28 protein-coding genes are annotated in these 22,819 nt (G+C 43.9%); 17 read left to right on the top strand and 11 right to left on the bottom strand.

Annotation, left to right across the window (positions count from 1 at the left end):
• Window positions 1–576 precede the first annotated feature (576 nt).
• From H6550_11850 to H6550_11830, 5 genes are all read left to right on the top strand, one after another.
• Window positions 577–1,806 (top strand): T9SS type A sorting domain-containing protein, encoded by a 1,230-nt coding sequence (locus H6550_11850; protein MCB9046817.1) that lies wholly within the window; start codon window positions 577–579, stop codon window positions 1,804–1,806.
• 141 nt (window positions 1,807–1,947) lie between these two features.
• Entirely contained in the window at window positions 1,948–2,463 is a 516-nt protein-coding gene (locus tag H6550_11845) for a biopolymer transporter ExbD (protein MCB9046816.1), read from the top strand.
• 78 nt (window positions 2,464–2,541) lie between these two features.
• Window positions 2,542–3,339, top strand: a complete 798-nt coding sequence (locus tag H6550_11840; GenBank protein MCB9046815.1) for an energy transducer TonB — start codon at window positions 2,542–2,544, stop codon at window positions 3,337–3,339.
• A 19-nt stretch (window positions 3,340–3,358) separates the two neighbouring features.
• Window positions 3,359–3,997, top strand: coding sequence for a ligase-associated DNA damage response endonuclease PdeM (gene pdeM, locus H6550_11835; protein MCB9046814.1), 639 nt, complete (start codon window positions 3,359–3,361; stop codon window positions 3,995–3,997).
• A gap of 107 nt (window positions 3,998–4,104) precedes the next feature.
• Window positions 4,105–5,175: a Glu/Leu/Phe/Val dehydrogenase gene (locus H6550_11830; protein MCB9046813.1), complete on the top strand. Its 1,071-nt coding sequence runs from the start codon at window positions 4,105–4,107 to the stop codon at window positions 5,173–5,175.
• A gap of 72 nt (window positions 5,176–5,247) precedes the next feature.
• Here H6550_11830 and H6550_11825 read toward each other — a convergent pair whose 3' ends face one another.
• Both H6550_11825 and H6550_11820 read right to left on the bottom strand, forming a co-directional pair.
• Window positions 5,248–5,529 (bottom strand): ribosome-associated translation inhibitor RaiA, encoded by a 282-nt coding sequence (locus H6550_11825; GenBank protein ID MCB9046812.1) that lies wholly within the window; start codon window positions 5,527–5,529, stop codon window positions 5,248–5,250.
• A 91-nt stretch (window positions 5,530–5,620) separates the two neighbouring features.
• Window positions 5,621–7,138, bottom strand: coding sequence for a bifunctional GNAT family N-acetyltransferase/carbon-nitrogen hydrolase family protein (locus H6550_11820; GenBank protein MCB9046811.1), 1,518 nt, complete (start codon window positions 7,136–7,138; stop codon window positions 5,621–5,623).
• A 142-nt stretch (window positions 7,139–7,280) separates the two neighbouring features.
• Between H6550_11820 and H6550_11815 the strand changes: the two genes are divergently transcribed.
• Complete coding sequence (locus H6550_11815) at window positions 7,281–7,955, top strand: hypothetical protein (GenBank protein MCB9046810.1); 675 nt, start codon at window positions 7,281–7,283, stop codon at window positions 7,953–7,955.
• A gap of 61 nt (window positions 7,956–8,016) precedes the next feature.
• Window positions 8,017–8,331, top strand: coding sequence for a hypothetical protein (locus tag H6550_11810; GenBank protein MCB9046809.1), 315 nt, complete (start codon window positions 8,017–8,019; stop codon window positions 8,329–8,331).
• Window positions 8,332–8,334: 3 nt separating this feature from the next.
• On the opposite strand, the gene H6550_11805 is transcribed toward H6550_11810, so the two are convergent.
• Entirely contained in the window at window positions 8,335–9,606 is a 1,272-nt protein-coding gene (locus tag H6550_11805; GenBank protein MCB9046808.1) for a TCR/Tet family MFS transporter, read from the bottom strand.
• 119 nt (window positions 9,607–9,725) lie between these two features.
• On the opposite strand from H6550_11805, the gene mtgA reads away from it, so the two are divergent.
• Window positions 9,726–10,424: a monofunctional biosynthetic peptidoglycan transglycosylase gene (mtgA, locus tag H6550_11800; GenBank protein ID MCB9046807.1), complete on the top strand. Its 699-nt coding sequence runs from the start codon at window positions 9,726–9,728 to the stop codon at window positions 10,422–10,424.
• A gap of 19 nt (window positions 10,425–10,443) precedes the next feature.
• Here the strand turns inward: mtgA and H6550_11795 are convergent, their stop codons facing one another.
• Window positions 10,444–10,593 carry a hypothetical protein gene (locus tag H6550_11795; protein ID MCB9046806.1) on the bottom strand — a complete coding sequence of 50 codons (150 nt, stop codon included), beginning with the start codon at window positions 10,591–10,593 and terminating at the stop codon, window positions 10,444–10,446.
• Between the two features lie 167 nt (window positions 10,594–10,760).
• Here H6550_11795 and H6550_11790 point away from each other — a divergent pair, with 167 nt between their 5' ends.
• Together H6550_11790 and H6550_11785 are read left to right on the top strand one after the other, a co-directional pair.
• On the top strand, window positions 10,761–11,609 hold the full coding sequence (locus tag H6550_11790; GenBank protein MCB9046805.1) for an OmpA family protein: 849 nt from the start codon (window positions 10,761–10,763) through the stop codon (window positions 11,607–11,609).
• Window positions 11,610–11,613: 4 nt separating this feature from the next.
• A complete protein-coding gene (locus H6550_11785) occupies window positions 11,614–12,780 on the top strand; it encodes an MFS transporter (protein ID MCB9046804.1) in 1,167 nt (388 codons plus the stop codon).
• Between the two features lie 56 nt (window positions 12,781–12,836).
• On the opposite strand, the gene H6550_11780 is transcribed toward H6550_11785, so the two are convergent.
• Window positions 12,837–13,493, bottom strand: a complete 657-nt coding sequence (locus tag H6550_11780) for a PorT family protein (protein MCB9046803.1) — start codon at window positions 13,491–13,493, stop codon at window positions 12,837–12,839.
• Between the two features lie 153 nt (window positions 13,494–13,646).
• Between H6550_11780 and H6550_11775 the strand changes: the two genes are divergently transcribed.
• A complete protein-coding gene (locus tag H6550_11775; GenBank protein ID MCB9046802.1) occupies window positions 13,647–13,955 on the top strand; it encodes a phosphoribosylpyrophosphate synthetase in 309 nt (102 codons plus the stop codon).
• A gap of 1 nt (window position 13,956) precedes the next feature.
• Window positions 13,957–15,213 (top strand): PKD domain-containing protein, encoded by a 1,257-nt coding sequence (locus H6550_11770; protein ID MCB9046801.1) that lies wholly within the window; start codon window positions 13,957–13,959, stop codon window positions 15,211–15,213.
• Between the two features lie 52 nt (window positions 15,214–15,265).
• On the opposite strand, the gene H6550_11765 is transcribed toward H6550_11770, so the two are convergent.
• The 3 genes from H6550_11765 to H6550_11755 form a co-directional block, all read right to left on the bottom strand.
• Window positions 15,266–16,285, bottom strand: a complete 1,020-nt coding sequence (locus tag H6550_11765) for a Smr/MutS family protein (protein MCB9046800.1) — start codon at window positions 16,283–16,285, stop codon at window positions 15,266–15,268.
• A 30-nt stretch (window positions 16,286–16,315) separates the two neighbouring features.
• Window positions 16,316–16,927 (bottom strand): RdgB/HAM1 family non-canonical purine NTP pyrophosphatase, encoded by a 612-nt coding sequence (gene rdgB / locus H6550_11760; protein MCB9046799.1) that lies wholly within the window; start codon window positions 16,925–16,927, stop codon window positions 16,316–16,318.
• 459 nt (window positions 16,928–17,386) lie between these two features.
• Entirely contained in the window at window positions 17,387–17,842 is a 456-nt protein-coding gene (locus H6550_11755; GenBank protein ID MCB9046798.1) for a DUF1772 domain-containing protein, read from the bottom strand.
• A 474-nt stretch (window positions 17,843–18,316) separates the two neighbouring features.
• Between H6550_11755 and H6550_11750 the strand changes: the two genes are divergently transcribed.
• From H6550_11750 to recA, 5 genes are all read left to right on the top strand, one after another.
• A complete protein-coding gene (locus H6550_11750) occupies window positions 18,317–18,571 on the top strand; it encodes a hypothetical protein (GenBank protein ID MCB9046797.1) in 255 nt (84 codons plus the stop codon).
• Window positions 18,572–18,715: 144 nt separating this feature from the next.
• Entirely contained in the window at window positions 18,716–18,940 is a 225-nt protein-coding gene (locus H6550_11745) for a hypothetical protein (GenBank protein ID MCB9046796.1), read from the top strand.
• A 295-nt stretch (window positions 18,941–19,235) separates the two neighbouring features.
• The gene (locus H6550_11740; protein MCB9046795.1) at window positions 19,236–19,616 is read left to right on the top strand and encodes a 30S ribosomal protein S12; all 381 of its coding nucleotides are present in this window, start codon (window positions 19,236–19,238) and stop codon (window positions 19,614–19,616) included.
• A gap of 32 nt (window positions 19,617–19,648) precedes the next feature.
• A complete protein-coding gene (rpsG, locus tag H6550_11735) occupies window positions 19,649–20,116 on the top strand; it encodes a 30S ribosomal protein S7 (GenBank protein ID MCB9046794.1) in 468 nt (155 codons plus the stop codon).
• Between the two features lie 186 nt (window positions 20,117–20,302).
• Window positions 20,303–21,301: a recombinase RecA gene (gene recA / locus H6550_11730; protein MCB9046793.1), complete on the top strand. Its 999-nt coding sequence runs from the start codon at window positions 20,303–20,305 to the stop codon at window positions 21,299–21,301.
• Between the two features lie 113 nt (window positions 21,302–21,414).
• Here recA and H6550_11725 read toward each other — a convergent pair whose 3' ends face one another.
• The 3 genes from H6550_11725 to H6550_11715 form a co-directional block, all read right to left on the bottom strand.
• Window positions 21,415–21,609, bottom strand: coding sequence for a hypothetical protein (locus tag H6550_11725; protein MCB9046792.1), 195 nt, complete (start codon window positions 21,607–21,609; stop codon window positions 21,415–21,417).
• Window positions 21,610–21,765: 156 nt separating this feature from the next.
• Window positions 21,766–21,942 (bottom strand): hypothetical protein, encoded by a 177-nt coding sequence (locus tag H6550_11720; protein ID MCB9046791.1) that lies wholly within the window; start codon window positions 21,940–21,942, stop codon window positions 21,766–21,768.
• 18 nt (window positions 21,943–21,960) lie between these two features.
• The gene (locus H6550_11715; protein MCB9046790.1) at window positions 21,961–22,776 is read right to left on the bottom strand and encodes a hypothetical protein; all 816 of its coding nucleotides are present in this window, start codon (window positions 22,774–22,776) and stop codon (window positions 21,961–21,963) included.
• Between the last annotated feature and the right edge of the window lie 43 nt (window positions 22,777–22,819).

Below are 22,819 nucleotides of genomic sequence, written 5' to 3'. Positions count from 1 at the left end.
ATTAAACAAAAAATCAATATAAATTCATTGTATATAATTTATTGACATGTGATTGTACTGTCAGCACTCAGGACATTAATAGTTTGTCGAAAAAATAACAATGTGGTAGGCTTAATGACTATAGGTGTTGTAATAATGACGCTAACCTATATGTCAGGTCTCATTGAGTAGATTTATTTAAGGCATTTATGATAATCCCATACTCCGATATTAGCCTAAAAAGTTTCCAAATAGATGATGTTTTGTGGCACAGTTACAAACTACAGGTGAAAATTGACATTGGAACAGGCATATACCCGGGGTAACCTGACACCGATGTAGACCTTGAGTCCTATTGTAATCATTTTCTTTATTTACATAATAGCGCCATTAAAAGACAAAGTGATCTATATAAATACGCTATCTGATTTTGAGGGGAAAGGCACTTGCTATGTCGCCGCATCCAGCAATTGTATAGCACATGCTGACGATATACTGACAAGGACCAAACTGTGGAATTAATTTCTTATCAAGGTATATATAATATGAAGGTTTGTAAATATCTTTAGCGCATCAACGTACTAAAAACAAACATTAATGAACAAGTTTATTACGCTATGCCTGGCGGCTGTAATGCCTGCGGCAGTGTCTGCACAAAAGTGTATGACGTCTCAGAAGGTAAAAGAAAGTATTGCCGCGCATCCCGAAATGGCACAGAAAGTTGCCGAGTTAGAAGCGTTTACTCAACAATGGATAGCCAATAACAGGGCTGTTAAAAAAACTACTGCTACTACCCGTGTACCAGTAGTTGTGCATGTGCTATATAAAGATGCCGGGGAGAATGTTTCTGATGCACAGATACAATCAGAATTCCCTGTATTGAATGCTGCTTATAGCAAAACCAATGCAAATTTTTCTAACACCCCCGCAGCTTTCCAGGCCCTTGCCGGTAACCCGGATATGGAGTTTTGCCTGGCAAGCAAAGACCTCAATGGCAATGCTTTTTCAGGTATCAATAGAGTGTCTGTGAGCAGCAGTTTTAATGGAGAAACTGATTATTTTGATCCCAATAAAGGTGGAGTAGCACCATGGGACCCAGACAAATACGTGAACGTATACTTAGTGGGCCTTACCAATGGTAACCTGGGTTTTACTTATACGCCTGGTACTGCACCTGCAGGAGAGGAGGGTATAGTGATAGATAGCCGCGCATGGGGTAATACCGGTACTGCAAGCTCTAATCAGCCTAACGACAAGGGAGCAACCGCTTGTCACGAGTTCGGACACTATTTCAATCTGTTGCATATTTGGGGTACCAGTGCCAGCGGTTGCTCAGATGATGACGGTGTGGCTGACACCCCACCACAGGACGGAGAAAGTTCAGGTTGCCCCACCTATCCTTTAATGGATAACTGCACGGCTACCGGTGACGGTATTATGTTTATGAACTTTATGGACTATGCTGATGACGCATGTATGACCATGTTCTCTGCAGGCCAGGTGCAAAGGATGCAGGCTGCAATTGCCGGACCACGCGCTGCATTGGTAACGTCAACTGTTTGTGGTTCTGTAAGTGTAAGTACGATTACTCAAACCACCGCCCGTATTTATCCTAACCCGGCAAACGACCGAGTGCATATCAGGCTTAACAGACCTGCCGAGCTCAATGTCCAATTGGTGAACAGCATTGGTATGGTGGTGCTACAGCAACAGATTTCTGCGGCTGAGGTGACTCTGAACACCTCTGCTTTGCCAGCCGGCTGGTATTTTGTACGTGCAAATGGCAGTGAAGTAAACGCAACTGCTAAAATATATATAGCACACTAGCTTAACCTGGTTACATGAGATATTGTACGGCGTGTGGTAACCCACACGCCGTACTGTTATATATAGGAACCATCCGCGTTTTATGACAGTTTTGTGTATGGAAAGTAGTTTCATAAACATCTATTAAATAAATGATGTATTATGGCAGAGCTACAAACTACCGGTAAAGACAGAGGCAGAAACAGGCATACACCCAGGGTAGACCTGACACCAATGGTAGACCTGGGTTTTATCCTCATTACATTCTTTATTTACACAACCACGCTTGTTAAACCCAATGCTATGGAGATAAATACTCCCGCAGATTATGACGGCGGAGGTACCAGCTATATTGATACTGCTACCATTACTATTATACCTGTTGCGGAGCATAGGTTTGTATATTACAATGGCATGCCGGATAGTAAGGAGGAACTGCAAACAACAGACCTGAAGGCTATGCGTGATATTATTATGCAGAGGCAAAGTGCACTTAGACATCTTCCCGCAAGTTTCAGCAAGCAGGCGCACCAGTTGCACGTTATCATCAAACCAGCAGATAATAGTACTTACGAAGATGTGGTGAATATATTGGACGAAATGCTGATCAATAAGGTGCCCTACTATGCGCTTACAGACATCAGCGAAGAAGAGAATAAACTGCTGGGTGAACTGTAAGGTAACAATGACAAACAAATTACAATCTGCTTAATGGAATAGTGTGTGTCACTGCGTTTTATTAGTAAACGTATGATTATGGAAGCACAAGCAATTGCACAAGCCGACTACTTAGACATCCTGTTTGACAACCGTAACAAAAAATACGGTGGATACGTACTCAGGAAATACCAGGACCAACGTATGATGAAGGCCTTGCTGCTGATAGTGGGTTGTTGTATCACACTGGTTACTTTGGCTATATTGCCCCGAGGTAAAGAGGTGAAGAATGTGGTAATGGTAACACCACCCATTGTTTTGACTGATGCAGATGAGATTATCCCCAAACCACCTAAGCCCATACCTCCGGAAACAAGACCTGCACTGCCTGAAACGGTGCCCACTATTCAGAATCCGTTACCTGTAATTAGTCCCGACGAAGTGGTGACCAATACGCCGCCTCCTGTAGATAGTTTTGCAGGCCGGGAGTCCGGCCCTGTAACTGCTGAAGGAGATCCTATTGGCAGTTCTGTCACCACGAATACAACCAAGCCAACCGGCAACTCAAATGTCGTATCAGAGCCGCCGGCAGAGCCTGTGATATATGCGGAACAGATGCCGGAATTTAAAGGTGATATATATAGCTACCTGGGGCGTTCTGTACATTATCCGCAGCAGGCAATACAGGCGAATATAGAAGGTAAGGTGTTGATACAGTTTGTCGTGAACGAAGATGGCGCTATCAGTCGTACGAAAGTATTGCGGGGCATTGGTGGCGGTTGCGATGAGGAAGCGCTGCGCGTAGTGAGTGCCATGCCTGCATGGAAGCCCGGTAAACAGAATGGTAAGGCGGTAAAAGTGTTTTTTACCTTGCCTATTACATTCAGGCTGCAGTAGTTTTGTACTTTTGCCGCCTGTGTTAGCAATCGATATACAAGGAGAACCCATGTCGCTGCTGCCCGGGAAAGCTCTTCTCTGGCAGCAGCGACATACTCTTATAGTGGCCGACCTGCACTGGGGTAAGACGGCGCATTTCAGGAAACACGGCATAGCTATACCCATCAATGCACAACATAACGATGAGATCAGGCTGGCTGAGCTGATCAGGCAGCATAAAGTTGAGCGACTGATAGTGGCAGGGGATATGTTTCATAGCAGGGAGAACAATGAAGTAGACAATTTCAGCCATTGGCGCAATGCGCATAAAGAACTGTCTATAGATCTTGTTTTGGGTAACCATGATATTCTGCCCGAAGAAATGTATACCGGCAATAATATGGCCGTACATGAGGCGATATTGGACGAAGGCAGTTTTATCATCAGCCATGATGAGATAGCAGAACCCGGAAAGTTCTATATACACGGTCATATTCACCCGGCATTTGTAGTGAGTGGCAGGGGTAGGAATAACATCAAGCTGCCATGTTATTGTATGAATGATAAGCGGCTGGTGTTACCATCCTTCGGCAGCTTTACAGGCAGCCACAAGGTGAGCACAAAAGAATATTCACACATATATGTAATTGCGGAAGATGAAGTGATACAATGGCAGTGATATATGTCAGGTGTTTTGAATGTATAAGTAATTGCAAAATTAACGGTCTATTTATACTGAATTAAATCCCGAGTAATTTATTAGATTTGCAGCCTAATTTTCAATAGATGCAATCTGTTTTTGAACACATGCAGCAAATGGAGCACGAGCAGGTGGTTTTCTGCCACGACCCGAAAAGCGGGCTCAACGCTATCATTGCTATACACAATACAACATTAGGCCCGGCACTGGGTGGAACCCGTCTCTGGAATTATGCTTCTCACGAAGAGGGGATAATTGATGCACTGCGCCTGAGCAGGGGTATGACCTACAAAGCTGCTATCAGCGGCCTGAACCTGGGCGGTGGTAAAGCCGTTATCATTGGCGACGCTTCTAAAGTAAAATCTGAAGCCCTGTGGCGCAGGTATGGTAAGTTTGTGAACAGCCTGAACGGTAAGTACATTACTGCTGAGGATGTAAACACTTCTGCCCGTGACATGGAATATATAGCACTGGAAACAGAACATGTTACCGGCGTTCCTGAATACATGGGTGGTAGCGGAGACCCTTCTCCTTTCACGGCTTATGGTGTTTTTGTAGGAATGAAAGCTTCTGCTAAAAAAGCCTGGGGTAGTGATGACCTGGCCGGCAAGAAAGTACTGGTACAGGGTGTAGGACACGTTGGTCAATACCTAGTAGGCCACCTGGTAGAGGCGGGTGCTGATGTGTACATTGCTGATATAAGTGATGCAAAACTGAAACAAACTACTGATAAGTTCCAGAAAGTTAAGGTGATCAATAATGCCGACATCTTCAATATGGAGATGGATATATATGCTCCTTGTGCTTTGGGTGCTACGGTAAATACAGACAGCATTGGTAAAATGAAATGCGCTATCATAGCAGGTGCTGCCAACAACCAGCTGGCTGATGAGAATGTGCATGGCCCGATGCTGATAGAAAAAGGTATCCTGTACGCTCCTGACTTCCTGATCAACGCAGGTGGCCTGGTGAATGTAAGTGCTGAACTGGATGGTTATAACCGCGAACGTGTTATGAACCAGGTGGAACAGATATACGACCGTACTTTAGAGATATTCCAACTGACAGAAACTGAGAAGATACACACACAGGCTGCTGCTATGAAGTTGGCACAACGCAGACTGGACGCTATAGCGAGTGTGAACTCAAGGCTATAATTTCAAATTGGTAAACGTTTAAATGAAGAAGCCCGCAATTGCGGGCTTCTTCATTTATTAGTATTTCTTGTTTTAGTCTTTTGTCCGCCTGATGATCTTTTGCAATGCTTCAATAGCATCCAGCGAAGCGCTCTCGAATGACCCGGAGGCCTTTTGTACAAAGTGGTCGTAGCCAGGTATCTCCAACCTTATATCGCAGTGATGGTTGTCTGTCGCCGATTGCCCTTTATGTAGAGTTACCCTGGCACGGATGATGTTATCGTCCATACGGTCTATTTTGGTCAGCTTTTCTTTGATGTAACCTTCCAGTTGTTCTCCTGCAGTAAACCCTAACGATTGAATGATTATGTCCATAGTATTATGTTAATTGATTAATTCAAAGTTACTGAATAACGCAGAGCGACAGTGTTGTAAAAGTTACACATACTGCTAAATAAATGATAAATCACTTCTTTAGTTTCAGCTCATAAAAGTCGGTACGCCTGTCTTTCAGGTTGCGTACGCTACCGTAGCTATGTAGCTCGTCCAATAGTTGCAGGTCTACATCGGCTATGAGTATCATTTCTGTATTCTGTGTTGCTTCCGTTTTTACACCGTTAGATGGGAACGCAAAGTCGCAAGGTGTGAAAACAGCAGATTGTGAATAAGAAATGTCCATATTCTCTACTTTGGGTAGATTACCTACACTCCCTGTAATAGCCACGAAACATTCATTTTCAATAGCCCTTGCCATAGCACAGGTACGTACACGCATGTATGCATTTTGTGTATCGGTCAGGAAGGGCACGAACAGTATCTGCATGCCTTGTTCTGCCAGTATGCGTCCCAGTTCCGGAAACTCAACATCATAACATATCAGTACGCCTATTTTACCCGCGTCGGTATCATATACCTTTAACGTATTACCTCCTTTTATGCCCCACGCCTTACTCTCGTCAGGTGTTATATGTATCTTCTCGTACTGGTCAATGTTGCCATTGCGGTGGCAGATAAATCCTACATTTTTCAGACGGTCGTTCTCTATACTGGGCAGGCTGCCTGTTATGATGTTCACATTATAGGAAATAGCCAGCCGCTTGAAGGTTTCTTTCATTTCGGGCGTGTACTGGGCTAAAGCACGCATAGCTTCTGCTTCGTTCATGTTGTTGAATTCCGCCATCAGCGGCCCGTTGAATAATTCAGGCAGCAGGGCAAAATCGCTTTTGTAGGCGGATATAGAATCTATGAAGTATTCCACCTGTTCAAACATTTCATTCAGCGATTTGTACGGGCGCATCTGCCATTGTATCAAGCCTATACGTACGTAAGTTTTATTGGTAAACCTGTCTGTATCGGGTGGTGTGTAATACACATTATCCCATTGCAGTAGTGTACCGTATTCTTTACTTTGTATATCGTCCGGCATGTAGTTTTTGATCACTTTTTTTACGTGGAAGTCGTTAGAAAGCTGGAAGCTAAGCACCGGGTCATATATCTCTTTGCGTTTTACTTTCTGGATGTATTCCTTGGGTGTCATCTCTGCAGCATAAGTATGGTAGTGGGGTATACGTCCGCCAAATACCACCGCTTTCAGGTTCATTTCTTCGCACAATTCTTTACGGGCGTCATACAGCCTGCGCCCCAGCCTCAATCCACGATAGTCGGGGTGTATGAAAACTTCAATGCCATACAGTACATCGCCCTTGTCGTCATGGGTGTTAAAGGTATAGTTGCCGGTTATCTGCGTATAGCTGTGGTTGTCGCCAAACTTCTTGTATTGCACCACTATACTCAGGGCGCAACCAACCACTTTGCCATCAGCTTTTACAACTATCTGCCCTTTGGGAAAACGTTGTATCAGGTTCTCAATCACCGGTAGCGACCAGTAGTTGCCCGGCCATTTGGGATAAGCCGCTTTCATTACCACAATTAGCTCCTGGTAGTCTTCTACAGACAGATTGCCTAATTCTATATGTTTGACCATAAATGTTGTTTTATATCAATAATATAACGAATAGTATTGAATAATAACAGCGTGTATGCAGTTAAGTTTAAGTTACTATCGCAAATAATTCAATAAAGTTACGTGCCGGCATGTCAATAATATCTTGTATTTTGTCAGTATCATGAATGCATTGACAAAGGCATTTTCTTCAAAAGGACGCGTGCTCAGCCGCCTTAACATGGTAGCCCGGCAAACCTGTGATACGATGAGTAATATCGTTGTAATAGGTGCCGTAGATACAGAAGCTGCAGATACTATATTGCATTATGCCCCACGTGGAGAACATTACATTTTTGAGTCTAACCCGGTAGTAAGGGAAAGGCTGGATAAATGGTATGCACTTTTTGATAAGCACATATCAGAGCATATTATCGGCGATAAAACGGGTGAAGAGCAACGTATATTTAATATACCAACACCGGTGAAAGCGGAGAAGAAAGGCAAAAAGGATGAGATAAAACAGGTGCCTACCTCTTTTACTCTGCCACTAACTACACTGGATGTTATTTTACCGCCTGACTATATAGTAGGGTGGATCGTAATAGAGTCGAAAGATGATGTTGCAGCTATCCTGCAGGGAGCGAAGCAATTGACCGGTAGGTCGCACCCGCATATGTTATTTCAGCATGGAGTTGAAGCGGGGCAGGCTGTATCTGTATTCAGTTTGTTGATGGACAACTTTTTACGCATATCTACCTTAGAGCGCTGGTTGAATAATAAGCCATGTTTTACTGAAGCTGAATTTATCGACAAGTGCAGGGCTGGTAACCCGGTTGCTTTTATTGTATATCCTTAACCTGTAATTTTTTGAAAAAAATGCAGGTATTTCCTATTATTACAACACAATTTTTACAGCAATGATCAAAAGTTCAATAGGAGAGTTGAAAATTTCACCGATAAAAGAAGATGGTATGTTCGTGTTTTTCAACGACTTTATTACCATCAACGGTAAAGTGTCAAAAGGTGATTCTGTAAAAGTTTTTGTACAACAGTATGATAATAAGACCGGTACTTTCGTGCTGGATAAACAAGATGCTGCCAAGGCTTCAATAATTGTTCGTGGCAAAGAGAAGCTACACGAGAACATCACCGGATATGATACGTTGGATAAGTTATACGAACACGTATCGGCCCTGTACAGGGAGCATTTCTACTTTGGTGATAAAGAATAATTGTTAACTGTTCGTACCGCTTTCCAGGATGGCTTCCTGTTCTGTCTCCGGTTGCACTGCAGGGGTATGGTATTTTACCAGTGAACGTATACTCAATAACAACCCGATAACCGTAAGTACAGCCCCGGCAATAAAAGGAGCCCCCGGGAAATATACATCTGCATCTCTTGCAGTAAACGTTGAGAATAGATTAGTCATCAATAATGGTCCGATGATAGATGAGATGCTCATCATAGCGGCCATTATGCCTTGAAGTTCCCCCTGTTCATTTGCCGCTACTTTGGTAGATATTATGCCTTGTATGGCAGGGCCTGATATTGCTCCTAAGCAATATGGAATGCTGAATGCGAACATCATCCAACTTTCATTAGCGAATGCATAAAGTATAAAACCAATAATGTAAGATATGAGCCCTGCATATAATGCCCTTTTTTGCCCGAGCTTAGGTATGACAACACGTATCAATCCGCCCTGTACTATTGCGATAAGGAGCCCTACAACACCTAATGAATAGCCTACCATTTTTTCATCCCACCCAAATTTTTCCATGGTATAAAATGTCCAGGTAGACTGTGCCGCATGGCCGGCGATATAAAGCAGCAATACGGCAAATATTAAGCTAAGTATAGCAGGGTAGCGCCTTATATGCATCAGTGCCCCTACAGGATTAGCACGCTTCCAACTAAAAGGACGTCTGTGTTCTTGTGACAAGGATTCGGGTAAGATAAAATAACCGTACAGCGTATTGAGTAGTGATAAGCCTGCAGCCACCATAAATGGTACACGCAAGCCGCACTGGCTGAATACGCCACCTATCACTGGGCCTATGATGAATCCAAGGCCAAAGGCTACACCTACTAACCCAAAGTTTTGTGAGCGTTTTTCAGGTGTGCTGATATCAGCTATGTATGCCATCACCGTAGTAAAGCTGGCCCCGAATATACCTGCTATTATCCTGCCTACAAACAACCATGCCAGGCTGGGGGCAAAAGCCAGGAAGACATAATCAACACCAAGGCCCAACAATGATGCAAGCAATACAGGACGCCTTCCGTATCGGTCGCTCAGTCCGCCCACAACCGGTGAAAACAGGAATTGGAAAGTAGCGTAAGAGAAGGTTAGAAGCCCGCCATAAACAGATGCCTGGCTCAGGGTGCCACCTTGCAACTCCTGTATCAGCCCCGGCATAATAGGTATGATAATACCCAGCCCGATACAGTCAACTAGTAAGGTGATAAATATGAAACCTAGTGCGGCTTGTTTTTTTACTGACATCAGGCCAATTTTCCCGAAAGTTAAACCATTCCCATCTTTATCGCAAAACAGATATGCGATGAAATGATGATATTGTATTTTCGTGCGATAAAAGCATTTATATCATTTTGAAGAAGGCACTGAAATTTACCCTGCGTACTTTTTTGTACTTGTTGTTGGCCAGTTTGCTGTATGTAGTGGTGTGCAAATGGGTGTTTCCGCCTATCACGCTAACACAACTAAATGCCCTGGTAGAAGGACATGGCCTTAAGCGTGATTATCTAGGGTGGAATGATATGCCACGAAATATTAAACTGGCGGCCATAGCCAGCGAGGACCAGCTTTTTACAGAACATGACGGCTTTGACTGGAAAGCGCTGGAAAAGAGTATGCAGGATAAGCCTGCTAAAAAAGGTAGGAAAAAGAAAAAACGACCCAAAGGTGCTGCGGCCAGTACCATCACCCAGCAAACGGCTAAGAATGTGTTCCTGTGGCAGGGGCATGGTGTTATGAGGTATATACGCAAAGCACCTGAGTTCTTCTATACAAAATGTATTGAGCTGATATGGGGCAAAAAAAGGATACTGGAAGTGTACCTGAACGTTATAGAAATGGGGCCCGGTATATTCGGCGTAGAGGCTGCATCGCAGGCATACTTTCATAAGCCTGCAAAAAAACTTACTAATGCTGAGGCGGCAATGATAATAGCCTGCCTGCCCAATCCTAAAAAGTTTACTGTAAAACCAATGAGCGGCAGGGTACAGTGGCGCTACCCGCAGATTATGAGGCAAATGAACAATATGAATGATTATCCCGGAGTGAGGGAACTGTTGCGTTGATAGCTATTGATGCATGCACCTAACGATGCGCCTGACGTTTTTTAGCCTTCACTTCACGTTGCCAGTTATTTCCCTTCATCCAGCCTATGGTTAGTACGGCTATCATGCCGCTGCCTATCAATCCCGCCAAAAACCATAGGAATGTTTCTAATGTATTTGTACTTTCCATGACGTAAGCGATTTATTTAAAATTAGGTCAATTGATATTAGCTTATTTCGTAATTATTCCACATGTGTTGAAAAGTTTGCGAAGTTTTCTAATGTTAAATAAGTAAACTGATGATGATGTGTAATGTGCGGTTAAAAATGTTGTTCCTGTTATTAGCTATTGCTTGTATGAAAAATGCTTTCGCTTTTTCTGATACAACACATATCTATTTCAGGCTGGATATACGTGCATTGGATGAGCAGGCAAAGCAAAGGATAGACTCATTACTCTATATGGATGTCATCAACCAACAGCAAGAGTTACTGATAGTTGGTTATGCTGACTACCTGGGTAGTAACGGGTACAATGATACTTTATCATCTGACAGGGCAAATAATGTAAAAGCATACCTGCAATCGATGGGCATACCGGGAGAACACATAACCCTATGTGTAGGTAAAGGTGAGATACCCAGGGATATGAACATGCCAGACGGTTATGCGCCGGACAGAAGGGTAGATGTTGTATTGCTGGAGAAAGAAGTGAAAATGCCTGTCGTAACTCATAAGGAGATAAATGAGAAAAAAAAGGAACCTGTTTTTATCTCGTCAAGAGAAGCTATAAAGCTGAATACTGCGGTTGATTTTAACCCGGATAGTTTGTATGTAGGTCAGCTGTTTGTGCTGGATAAGATTTTCTTTTACACAGGCAGGCATATTGTTGTACCTGAGTCTCAGCCGGAAATGATAAGATTATTTGAAATGCTGGATGAGAATGCCAGGCTGGAGATACGTATAGAAGGGCATGTATGTTGCGTTCATCCATTGGTAGATGCACTGGATATGGATACGGGTGAAGAGAAGTTATCTGTAAACCGCGCAAAGTATATATATGATTACCTGGTGAAGAAAGGTATAGACCCTAAACGCCTCACTTTCGAAGGCTATGGTAAAACCCGTCCCTTGCGTCCAAATGAGTTTACACAGGAAGACCAGGATATGAATAAGCGAGTTGAGATACGTATCATGAAACTTTGACCCGATGCGCATTATTACCAGAACTATATGGATGTTATCGCTTGTGAGCATGTTTACAGACATGGCCAGCGAAATGTTGTATCCTGTTATGCCGGTTTTCCTGCAGAGTATAGGGTTTTCTGTTGCTTTGATAGGTGTATTGGAAGGAGTAGCGGAAGCCACGGCTGGTTTAAGTAAGGGGTACTTTGGTAAATTGTCTGATAATATGGGTAAACGCTTGCCATTTGTCAGGCTAGGCTATTTATTAAGCGCCTTGTCCAAACCCATGATGGCATTCTTTCAGATGCCTTGGTGGATATTTGCAGCACGTACTACCGACAGGCTGGGCAAGGGTATCCGCACAGGTGCACGAGATGCCATGCTTTCTGACGAAACAACAAAGGAGAATAAGGCCCGTGTTTTTGGTTTCCATCGCTCCTGGGATACGATAGGCGCTGTCATTGGTCCATCACTGGCACTGCTGTTTTTATATTATTACCCGGGCAATTATATAATGCTGTTTTATATCGCATTTATTCCGGGATTGGCTGCGATTATTTTCACATTCATCATCAGGAAAGATACCGTTACAACTCCTGTTGAAAAGAAACGTACCTCTTTTTTTGATTTTGTCCGGTACTGGAAACAAAGTCCGGCTTCCTACAGAAAGTTGCTGACCGGGCTGTTATTATTCGCACTTGTCAACAGCTCAGATGTGTTCCTGTTGCTTCGTGCGAAAGATGCAGGTCTGAATGATACAACAGTGATCAGTGTTTATGTTTTTTACAATCTTATATACGCACTGTTCTCATACCCTGTAGGTGTTTTGGCTGACAAATTAGGGTTGAAGAATATATTCATTTTCGGACTGGTGCTATTTGTTATAGTTTACTTTATCATGTCGGGTTCGTTGTCTTTTTATTTCTACATGCTTGCATTCCTGCTATATGGTATATATGCAGCGGCAACCGAAGGTGTAGCCAAAGCGTGGATAACAAACATAGCGGATAAACAGGATACAGCTACGGCTATAGGAACATATACAGCCTTTCAAAGCATTGCAGCACTATTGGCCAGTAGTATCACTGGTATGCTCTGGTATTCATATGGAGCGGAGCTAGCTTTTATTGTTACAGCTCTGGCAACTACAGGAGTGATTGTTTATTTAATGACAGTAAGGCGGGTAGTGTAATAAATACCGGGCCTGCTGCTGCAAACAGGCCCGATAGATATGTCAATACTGGTGTCTTAAATTCCTATCATCAATCCGGCATTAGCGCGTAGTGTTCTGTTTTTGTTGTTCTCATTCGTTACGTTTATTAATCCGTGATAATAATCTGCATCAAGGTTTAGCCACATATATCTGGCAATTTTTATATTAACACCCGCACCAGCATTAACACCAAAGTCCCAATTGGTGAACATCTCACCTGTCGGACGTGTATAGGTAAGTTCTCTGAATGTTTCAGGTTCCTGTAAGTATTGGTCTTCTCTTACTTTATAAGCTAAAGAAGGACCGGCATATATTTTAGGGCGAACATTGTTGCCATAATCTCCGAAGAAATAATAAGCCCTTGGTGTAAAACGCAGGTAAGTAGGGTCAATCGTATTAACATAAGTATTCTGATAGCGGTAAGCTTCACGACTATAACCTTCGTGCGATGCGATCAATAAGCCACCAAATCCCCAGTGTTCATATCTGCTGTAAAGGATACCCATACCCAGATAGGCACTTGGCTTTAATGTGTTGGTCATATTGCTGACCCAGCTATTACCCATACCCATTACCGGGCCTATTGAAGTATACTTTGACTTTTGACTTTTCGTGGTCATTGCATCCTGTGCTAGTGCAGTGCCTGAAACAACTAAACTAAATGCTATGATACCAATGATTTGCTTTTTCATAACTAATGGTTTTGTTTGTTTATAGAACATCCGCTATATGATAAGGTTGCTGTAAATGACTTTCTTGTATTTTTTTTAACATTAAGAATAGGAACAGCTTTAATAGCCCGGTTGCCTGTTAATCACTAACTTTACATAATAAATGCATACCTCATGGATAACACAATGGATACACTATCGCAGGTAATGGAGCAACTGCGTAAAGAAGGATATACAGAAGATTTTAATATAGAGAAGAACTGCCTGGTATGCAGAGAGGGAAAGTTTAAGGTTTTTCATGATGAATTCGTGATTGACAAATTTTACCGCTTTGAAGGTGATAGTAATCCTGAAGATGAAGCAACTTTATATGCAATTTCTTCAACCAAACACGACATTAAGGGTGTCTTAGTAAACGGAGCTGGTATTTACACCGACGATATCACCAACGAATTGCTTGAATCGCTCCGTATAAACAGGTAATATGAAGAAAGCTTACAGGGTTTTATTGCTGTCTGTTCTCGTGGTAGTAACCAATGTTTTACAGGCCAAAACGGTTAAAGTACTTTTTATCGGCAACAGCTATATTTATACTAATGATATTCCATTGCTGATAAAACAACTGGCCGCAACCAATGGCGATACGCTTATTTACGATCAGAGTACGCCCGGCGGTTATACATTGGAGCAACATTGTACCAATGCTACAACACTTGCAAAGATAAAAGCACAGGCATGGGATATCGTCGTACTGCAGGAGCAAAGTCAGAAGCCCGCCTTCCCCCCATCGCAGGTAGCAACAGACACCTATCCATATGCAAGAACATTAGATAGCCTGATCAATGACAATAACAGCTGTACCGAAACCATGTTTTACATGACATGGGGCCGCAAGAACGGTGATGCAAGCAACTGCCAGTTTTATCCACCGATATGCACCTATCTTGGCATGCAGGCCAGCCTGCGCGAGAGCTACCTGCAGATGGCGCATGACAACAGCGCAATAACTGCCCCCGTAGGCGCAGCCTGGAAAGTGGTTCGCGATAGCCTGCCCAATCTCGACCTGTATATTTCTGACGAGTCGCACCCGAATATCAACGGTGGTTACCTGTCTGCCTGCGTGTTTTATGCTTCTATTTTTCATAAAAGCCCGTATGGCAATACGTTTACATCTACACTTTCTGCTACAGACGCGGAGCGCATACAACACTTTGCCGCAAAAGTGACTTTGGACAGCATTGATAAATGGACCCAGTACGGCGACTATGTGTATGCCGATTTTACCAATAGTATCACCGCTCCCAATATCCGTGCATTTCAGAATAAGTCGCTTAAGGCCAGCAGTTATAAGTGGGACTTCGGCGATACGAATACTGATATGATGGCCAACCCTTCGCATACTTATGCACAGGCGGGTATATATACTGTAACGCTGAGTGCGTCCAACAATTGTTTCAAAGAGCAGAAGAGCGACACTGTGCATATAGGTAATGTAAGCGTCAACTCTATTGATATTGTAGCCGGAGATGTAACCGTTTCCCAACAGGGCGGTGGACAGGTTACGCTGCACATACCGGCGGGCTATCAATCGTTGCAGATACATAATATAAGCGGCGCAAAAGTGGCGCAAAAACCCCTGAACGGCGAAAGTGCCACACTGACTTACCAGCTTGCTCCCGGTACCTACATCTACACTGTAGACGGTATACAGCGACAGGGTGGTAAAATACTGGTGAGGTAAAGTTTCAGGTTTCATTTGTTGGTGATGCATTTTTAGGTTTTTAACTTCTCACTTAATATTCAAACCAGACCTCTGTTGCGCCGAAGCCATAACCTCCGTGCCAGCTGTTATCATAGCTTTTCACTTCAAGGGTTTCGCTGAGGATGCGGTGCACCTCGTCACGGAGTTTGCCCTTTCCCAGCCCGTGAATGATCATCAGCCTTTGCTGACGCTCCCGTATTACCATACGCAGATGGTCTTGCAGGGCGTGTAACTGAATGGTAATAATATCCGCATTGCTCATGCCCCGGGTGCTGTCTACTAAATTTTCTATATGCAAGTCTATTGTATCCGGAGTAAAGTCCCGTTGGGACTTAGACATCGGAGGTTTGATATTTGATCCCGGATTCCGCATTGTGGGTTTGGGCATCTCAATTTTTTTCTCTTCTATTTCCGGTACTTTGACGTTGAAATCTTCTATGAGCAGGTAGTTGAACGAGGGCTCATTTTTCGTGAGCAGTTCATCAATATGCTGAAACAGCTTTTGTGGTTTGATACGCACCGACCCGCTGGCCGGTGCCAGGTCTGCGTCGTGCACATCGTCCAGCCACCAGTTGAAACGCGGCTGGTCGTTCATCAGGTCGTATTCTATGCTATGCAGGTACACATGGCCAAAGGCGTGCAGCCTGCCTTCGTGGGTAAAGGTGGCGTCGTTGCGGAGGGTTTGTTCGTATCGGTATTGTATCTCACGGCCTGTTTCGTTCAGCAGGTATATCTTCAGGATGTCCACAATATCTTCCATCTCTTCCAGCTTGTACTCGGGCATGAACGACAGGTAGATACCTTTGGGCAGGCGCGGCTTGCGTAGCTTCTGTTTCTCTACAGGTAACTGCTCGGGGATAACTTTCTTTGCTGGTTGCTTTTTCTTCTGCGTGAACCATTTCAGGTAGGGGTGGTCTATCTCATCGGTATGCACGGGGAATACCACACCTCCTACTTCTACCTCGACCATATCGGTATTGATATAGGCTGTTACAACGCCCTCTTCGTCGGTCTGCTTCAGTAATATTTTATCGCCTATTGAGAATTTCATTTTGGATCGTAGATGTTGGTTCCTCGTATTTTAGCCCCGATAGCTATCGGGGCTCACTTTTAATTTTTGAATTAAGCTTATCATTTGCCTCATGGCTTTGCCGCGGTGGCTCATGCCGTGCTTTACTTCTGCAGGCAGGGTGCCGAATGTTTCGGTGTAGCCTTCGGGGATGAAAATGGGGTCGTAGCCGAAGCCGCCTGTGCCTACCGGAGCCGTGGCCAGCGTGCCGTGGCATTCTCCCTCAAAGTAATATTCCTTTTCCTCCCACACCAGGCATATTACGGCTTTGTAGTATGCCCTGCGATCGGTAATGCCCTCCATGTCGGCGAGCAGTTTTCGCAGGTTGCGGTCGTCATCGCCTGGTTCTCCGGCATAGCGGGCGCTGTATACGCCCGGCGCCCCGTTGAGGGCAGGCACGCATATGCCGCTATCGTCGGCAAAACAGTTGAGGCCGCTGAAACGGTGCACTGTCCATGCCTTTTCTGCCGCATTGGCGGCAAAGCTGTCGTGGGGCTCGGGTATCTCATCGGTAAAGCCAATGTCTTTCAGTCCTTTTACCTCGAAGCCTTCGGGCAACAACTCGCGTAGTTCCTTTATTTTCTTGGCGTTGTTGGATGCTATGACCAGCGTGCTTTGTTTCATGGTGCGAAAATAGGGTAATTGGTTAATAAGCTGACTCAACATTATAGATTGCTTCGTCGTTCCTCCTCGCAAACACCGATAAGGTAATGGTTCAGATTTTTGCCTGTACATTTTGTTAAGTAAACCGGTTGTCGGGTTTAATTGAGGGTTAGTGTGTGAGTGTTCTATCTTGTTGGTTACCAGTTTTTTGTCGTGCAAATTGTTAAGGTTTGTTAAGTGAAATGGTAATCGTGCTGAACTTAACAATGCATAAAAAAGTCCCGCAGGGGCGGGACTGGTATTGTGTAATATGTTATTTGTGAGGCGTATGTGTTTCATGCCACTTATGGGTTGATGATGTTTTTATTACAGTAAAAATACATAAATTATATGTATCGTACAATTTTATTTTCTGTATAGCAATACAAGATGTATCATGCTTTGCGTATTAATAATATAAAGGGAAGGTGCAGGCAGCAACTATGCTTCTTTTCGCATGCTCGTCCATACAATGAGTGCGAAGGCTATAACAGCCGTAGTTGTCCTGATGATGTGGAACGACCACCATTTATCTCTCAGTGCCATCCAGTTATCGGGGGCGGCATGCATATCCCATGTCATTACGATGCTGTTGATGGGTTGGTTGCCGAATTTTGTGGTGAGACCACTCACTATCAACAATGCGGTGGCGAGCAGCAGCATATAATATCGTCCTTTGTCTTTTTTGGCGCCCAGAGCCGACAGCAGGGTGAGCACGATGGTGATGAGCCCCAGTATGGGCATCAATACATTGAGTGCGCGTATCACACTCTGCTGTTGCTCGATGTAGGTGGGGGCAGACAAGCCGGCGGGATTATAACCCAGCCATATGCCGAAAATAACACCGGACACAAGGCCGGCCATAATAATGTTCAGAAAACGGATCAACCTTGCCATATGGTAAATTTTAAGTTTTGTGTAATGTACGCTTTCCTGTATTCATAGTATAACTTTTGGTTATAAATAATATTACCCTGTTTTGAGATGAGTATGAAAAAGAAGAGCCCCCCGCAAGCGGTGGGCTCTCTTATGCGTGCTCGGGTATGCCAATGGCCTCCTACGGTCTTCCAGGACGTTTTGTTTTATACCAGTACGGAACAAACATATACAAGTCATTTTGCTAACCCGTCACTATATATGTTGATAAGCTGAGATTTTTTCAGGTGGTGTTTCAAGTGTTGTCTGAACTATGATTAGGTTGATTTCTTGAAAGTTATGATCGCAGGCTTGTGTTTTGCCAATCGGGGGATTGGCTGCCATAGCGACGTAGTCATGGGACTACGCCGAACGGGAGGTTATGCCGAACGAGTAGTTGTGCTAGTATTGTTTTTTGCAATAACTTACATGTTTAAACACTCTACAAACTGAAATATGGAAACACTTATTTTTCATCTAGAGGGAGATGACAAGAATGGTTTTGACGCCTCTTCGACTGTGGCTGTTGGCAATGTCTATATCAATACAACTGCCAATAGCAAACAAGAGATAATTGATAACATCAGAATGTTAATGAATGCTTTTCAGCAACATGAATGGAAGGATGACGCATACTGGAGCACCGTAAATATTGACGAAATAGAGTTAGCGTTTATTGATTATGATGACGAAGATAGTAGTATAGAATAATATCATTTCGGTGACATTCTATTTGGCGACATCTCTTCACTTCAGGAGATCCTCATGTTGCTCTTGTTTCGCGAGGCTGCTTCGTTTCTCGCAGGACGGCATGGGTGGGCAGGGTAACCACCCCGATTGCCACAACCATCGTAGATGGTTGTGGCAATATCCCCTCCTAAAAACAGGAGGGGAGCTGTTACTTATGACGGAAGGCTGACAAATGAGCAAAAAAACGGATGTAACTTACTGTTGCTTAATAAAAATGCCCGTGTTATGGATAAAACTACTTTGATAGCGGCGTCGGTGCCGGTAATGTTGTTTGTAGGTATGGTGGTGTATGTAGTGGTGCAGTGGCGAAAGAGGGGGAGCATTTTTTAGGAAGACATCCCGTCACGCCTCGGCGTGACGGGATGTCCCCTGAAGGGCAAATTTTTTCCGACAGTATGTAAAATAACTCCCTTATTGATCTGGTAATCAAATTGTTTCGTGAGATTGCTTCGTGCCTCGCAATGACCGGAAGGTGGTGGCTAAAACACGGATTTTCAGTACCTTTGGCGCCCGGCCATATGTAGGTTGCGGGAATAATATTAATAATCCACAATTATTTTGCGGGATTGTAAAAGTTACATTACCTTTGCAGTCCTTTAAAAAAATAACAATAACGGTATAACGAATGCCAACTATTCAACAATTAGTAAGAAAAGGCCGTAAGCAGGTTGTTACAAAGTCAAAATCGCGTGCTTTGGATGCATGTCCTCAGCGTCGTGGAGTTTGTACCCGTGTTTATACAACGACCCCAAAGAAACCGAACTCAGCACTGCGTAAAGTAGCTAAAGTTCGTTTGACGAATAAGATCGAGGTTATCGCCTACATTCCGGGTGAGGGCCACAACCTGCAGGAGCACAGTATCGTACTGATACGTGGTGGCAGGGTAAAAGACCTTCCGGGTGTACGTTACCACATCGTTCGTGGTGCGCTGGATACTGCGGGTGTTAAAGACCGTAAGCAGAGCCGCTCTAAGTACGGTACGAAGAAGGCAAAAGAAAAGAAATAATATTAATTAATAATAAGCCATAATACAATCCAATGAGGAAGGCACAAGCTAAAAAAATACCTTTAGCACCAGATCCACGGTTCAATGACAAGATGGTAACCCGTTTTGTTAATTGTCTGATGTGGGGTGGTAACAAGAGCGTCGTATTGAAAGCATTCTACGACGCAATAGACAAAGTGAGCAAAACTACCGGCGAAGACGGTTACGAGGTTTGGAAAAAAGCCCTGGCCAATGTAACGCCTGCAGTTGAGGTTCGTAGCCGCCGTATTGGTGGTGCTACCTTCCAGATACCTGCGGAGGTTCGCCCTGATCGTAAGATCTCTCTGAGCATGAAGTGGTTGATCCGCTACAGCCGCGAGCGTAACGGCCGTACTATTGCCGACAAACTGGCTAACGAGATAGTAGCAGCCAGCAAGGGTGAAGGTGGTGCTTTTAAAAAGAAAGAAGATACACACCGTATGGCAGACGCGAACAAAGCGTTCTCTCACTTCAGGATCTAATAGCCTGGCAGGTGTAAATAATATTAAAGAAGGGTCGCAATGCGGCCCTTTTTTTTGCCCGCCACTGAAGGGCATTTTTCTGAATTTATACAAATGTGGATAACTTTATTGTACAAATGTGTAAAATGTACAAGATTGCACACTATATTTGTAAAAATTATAGTTTAGCATAAAATCAAATAAACAATGGCTGCAGATGACAAATTAAAGGTTCTTAAGCTCGCTCTGGACAAGATCGAGAAGGATTACGGTAAAGGCTCGGTAATGATGCTGGGCGACAAGCAAAAGGTAAATATTGATACGATCAGCACGGGCAGTTTGGGATTAGACGTGGCTTTGGGTGTTGGTGGTTTCCCACGCGGGCGTGTTATAGAGATATACGGCCCCGAGTCTTCAGGTAAAACAACGATAGCGATACATACTATTGCCGAGGCACAGAAAAAGGGTGGTATCTGCGCAATAATAGATGCTGAACACGCTTTTGACGCCAGCTATGCCCGCAAACTGGGGGTGGATGTAGATAACCTCATCATTTCTCAGCCGGACTACGGTGAGCAGGCACTTGAGATAGCTGACAGGCTGATATCTTCAGGCGCACTGGACGTGGTGGTTATTGACTCTGTAGCCGCACTGGTACCTAAGGGAGAACTGGAAGGCGAAATGGGCGATAGTAAAATGGGCCTGCAGGCCAGGCTGATGAGCCAGGCGCTGCGTAAGCTTACGGCTACTATCAACCGTACGGGGTGCTGCTGTATCTTCATCAACCAGCTCAGGGAGAAGATAGGTGTGATGTTTGGCAATCCGGAAACCACAACGGGTGGTAATGCGCTGAAGTTCTACGCTTCTGTACGTTTAGACATTCGTAGAATAAGCCAGATAAAAGACGGTGATGTGGCCAGTGGTAACCGTACCCGTGTAAAGGTGGTGAAAAACAAGGTCGCACCGCCATTCCGCACGGTTGAGTTCGATATTATATTCGGACAGGGCATAAGCAAGGTGGGCGAGATAATAGATATGGGTGTAGACCTGGGTATACTGAACAAGAGCGGCTCATGGTTTAGCTACGGCGATGCCAAGATAGGCCAGGGCAGGGAAGCGGTTAAAACTTTCATGCTGGACAATCCTGAGATGATGGCAGAAGTAGAGGGCAAGATAAGGACTGCTTTGCAGCCGGTAGAAGAATAGGCTAAGATAGGGTTAGTAAACATAAACGTGTAAAATGAAGAAGTCCCGCCATGTTATATGAGCGGGACTTCTTTTTAATATCTTAGCAGATATTATAGGCTGAAGCAGTAATACTACTTCAGGTGGCAGCCGGTAACATTACCTGTAACAGGTGTAGTACCTTCACATGTAGTTTTAGCTACAGATTTAACTGCTTCGATCTCGAAGTTGTCAGCAGGGTCTTCGCATTCGCAAGTCCACTTCTTCTTACAAGAAGTCATACCAAATGTGATCACCAGGGCGGATGCGATTAATAGAGCTTTTTTCATATAAAATGGTTTTTTGTTAATGGTGCCAAAATAGAACAAGATTTTTAAAAATCATACTCTTATTTGTAAATATATTATTAATGAATGTGTATGCAATAATAAAGCCCGCAACGGGTCTCTCCGTACGGGCTTTATCCGGTCTTTTTGATAAGTGTACTATTGAATGTCGCAGCCGGTACCTTTTGCGGAACATGTTGTCTGTGCTTCAGATTCGCTGCTCGCTTCAACAATAGTGCTGAAGTTATCGCATTCGCAATTATATTCTTTTTTGCAGGATGTTGCCAATATGTTGATGGCTATCAATGTGAGTGCTGTAATTGCTATCTTTTTCATACCTGGTATATTTTATTCTTAAAATCTGTATCCGATCTTAAAGCCGAACTGGCCAATGCTATTCGTATTTAAGTTTGTATTACCTACTTTGTCAAAATAAGTGAAACCCAATCCGAGTTCCAGCCCCAGGTGCAGGTGTGCATTGGGGTTGATGTTGAGCGAGTTGGTGACCATAATGCCCAGTGCCGTGCGTTGTTCCCAACCCGGAGTGGTTTGGCCAATGATGTTGCCATTATTATCGTAGATGAACTCTGTACCTGAATATTGTTGCCCGCTTATGTAAGCCAGGTTAGGACCAACAGCATAACGTACTACGCCTTTGCTACCTGTAGGGTAGAATTTCAGTCCCGGCATAATATAGTAGGTAGGAGGTGTGTTGCCTGACGTTGTTCCGAGAACGGGGTCGTAGTTATCATTTGCAAAAGCAATAGTTACCGGCATGTAAAAGCTCAGAATACCCGTCTTTTTATCGATAACACGCTCGTAAGACAGGCCTATGCCAACACCTGAGGTGATCTCCATAGGGATGAAGCTTACAATGTTGTTACCGTATTTCACCTGTTTCCTGTGGCTTGTTTCCCTTTCAGCTCTTACGGGGGCAAAGTTGTCTTCGCTGCCATTGGCGTATACGATGTGGGATACATGGTCCTTCTCTATTTTATAAATAGGGCCATCCAGGTTATCGGATTTTTGATAGGAGATGAGTTTGGGACCCACTTCTATTACTTTTACATCCATCACGTCGCCGTTCTTCTTATGCAGTTCGTCCTGTGCATATGCAAAAGAAAATGAACCAATGCAGATAATGGTAATGAACAGAGTTTTGATATTCATAAAATGTTTTTTGGGTAATATAGCACAGATTATGCCAATAATA

Source organism: Chitinophagales bacterium, from assembly GCA_020636495.1.
In the GTDB taxonomy this organism is placed as follows: Bacteria; Bacteroidota; Bacteroidia; order Chitinophagales; family Chitinophagaceae; genus UBA5543.
The sequence above is the reverse complement of the archived record's forward strand: the minus strand, read 5'-3'. Positions and strand labels throughout refer to the sequence as shown.

Bases quoted from the DNA above. Each gene is read 5' to 3' on its own strand.
- H6550_11840 (MCB9046815.1), top strand. From the start codon at position 2,542: ATGGAAGCACAAGCAATTGCACAAGCCGACTACTTAGACATCCTGTTT.
- H6550_11815 (MCB9046810.1), top strand. From the start codon at position 7,281: ATGAATGCATTGACAAAGGCATTTTCTTCAAAAGGACGCGTGCTCAGC.
- H6550_11790 (MCB9046805.1), top strand. From the start codon at position 10,761: ATGAAAAATGCTTTCGCTTTTTCTGATACAACACATATCTATTTCAGG.
- H6550_11740 (MCB9046795.1), top strand. From the start codon at position 19,236: ATGCCAACTATTCAACAATTAGTAAGAAAAGGCCGTAAGCAGGTTGTT.
- H6550_11770 (MCB9046801.1), top strand. From the start codon at position 13,957: ATGAAGAAAGCTTACAGGGTTTTATTGCTGTCTGTTCTCGTGGTAGTA.
- H6550_11805 (MCB9046808.1), bottom strand. From the start codon at position 9,606: ATGTCAGTAAAAAAACAAGCCGCACTAGGTTTCATATTTATCACCTTA.
- H6550_11745 (MCB9046796.1), top strand. From the start codon at position 18,716: ATGGTTGTGGCAATATCCCCTCCTAAAAACAGGAGGGGAGCTGTTACT.
- H6550_11850 (MCB9046817.1), top strand. From the start codon at position 577: ATGAACAAGTTTATTACGCTATGCCTGGCGGCTGTAATGCCTGCGGCA.
- rpsG (MCB9046794.1), top strand. From the start codon at position 19,649: ATGAGGAAGGCACAAGCTAAAAAAATACCTTTAGCACCAGATCCACGG.
- H6550_11725 (MCB9046792.1), bottom strand. From the start codon at position 21,609: ATGAAAAAAGCTCTATTAATCGCATCCGCCCTGGTGATCACATTTGGT.
- H6550_11750 (MCB9046797.1), top strand. From the start codon at position 18,317: ATGGAAACACTTATTTTTCATCTAGAGGGAGATGACAAGAATGGTTTT.
- H6550_11715 (MCB9046790.1), bottom strand. From the start codon at position 22,776: ATGAATATCAAAACTCTGTTCATTACCATTATCTGCATTGGTTCATTT.
- H6550_11765 (MCB9046800.1), bottom strand. From the start codon at position 16,285: ATGAAATTCTCAATAGGCGATAAAATATTACTGAAGCAGACCGACGAA.
- H6550_11755 (MCB9046798.1), bottom strand. From the start codon at position 17,842: ATGGCAAGGTTGATCCGTTTTCTGAACATTATTATGGCCGGCCTTGTG.
- H6550_11780 (MCB9046803.1), bottom strand. From the start codon at position 13,493: ATGAAAAAGCAAATCATTGGTATCATAGCATTTAGTTTAGTTGTTTCA.
- H6550_11825 (MCB9046812.1), bottom strand. From the start codon at position 5,529: ATGGACATAATCATTCAATCGTTAGGGTTTACTGCAGGAGAACAACTG.
- H6550_11785 (MCB9046804.1), top strand. From the start codon at position 11,614: ATGCGCATTATTACCAGAACTATATGGATGTTATCGCTTGTGAGCATG.
- rdgB (MCB9046799.1), bottom strand. From the start codon at position 16,927: ATGAAACAAAGCACGCTGGTCATAGCATCCAACAACGCCAAGAAAATA.
- H6550_11720 (MCB9046791.1), bottom strand. From the start codon at position 21,942: ATGAAAAAGATAGCAATTACAGCACTCACATTGATAGCCATCAACATA.
- H6550_11845 (MCB9046816.1), top strand. From the start codon at position 1,948: ATGGCAGAGCTACAAACTACCGGTAAAGACAGAGGCAGAAACAGGCAT.
- H6550_11830 (MCB9046813.1), top strand. From the start codon at position 4,105: ATGCAATCTGTTTTTGAACACATGCAGCAAATGGAGCACGAGCAGGTG.
- H6550_11820 (MCB9046811.1), bottom strand. From the start codon at position 7,138: ATGGTCAAACATATAGAATTAGGCAATCTGTCTGTAGAAGACTACCAG.
- H6550_11775 (MCB9046802.1), top strand. From the start codon at position 13,647: ATGGATAACACAATGGATACACTATCGCAGGTAATGGAGCAACTGCGT.
- H6550_11810 (MCB9046809.1), top strand. From the start codon at position 8,017: ATGATCAAAAGTTCAATAGGAGAGTTGAAAATTTCACCGATAAAAGAA.
- recA (MCB9046793.1), top strand. From the start codon at position 20,303: ATGGCTGCAGATGACAAATTAAAGGTTCTTAAGCTCGCTCTGGACAAG.
- H6550_11795 (MCB9046806.1), bottom strand. From the start codon at position 10,593: ATGGAAAGTACAAATACATTAGAAACATTCCTATGGTTTTTGGCGGGA.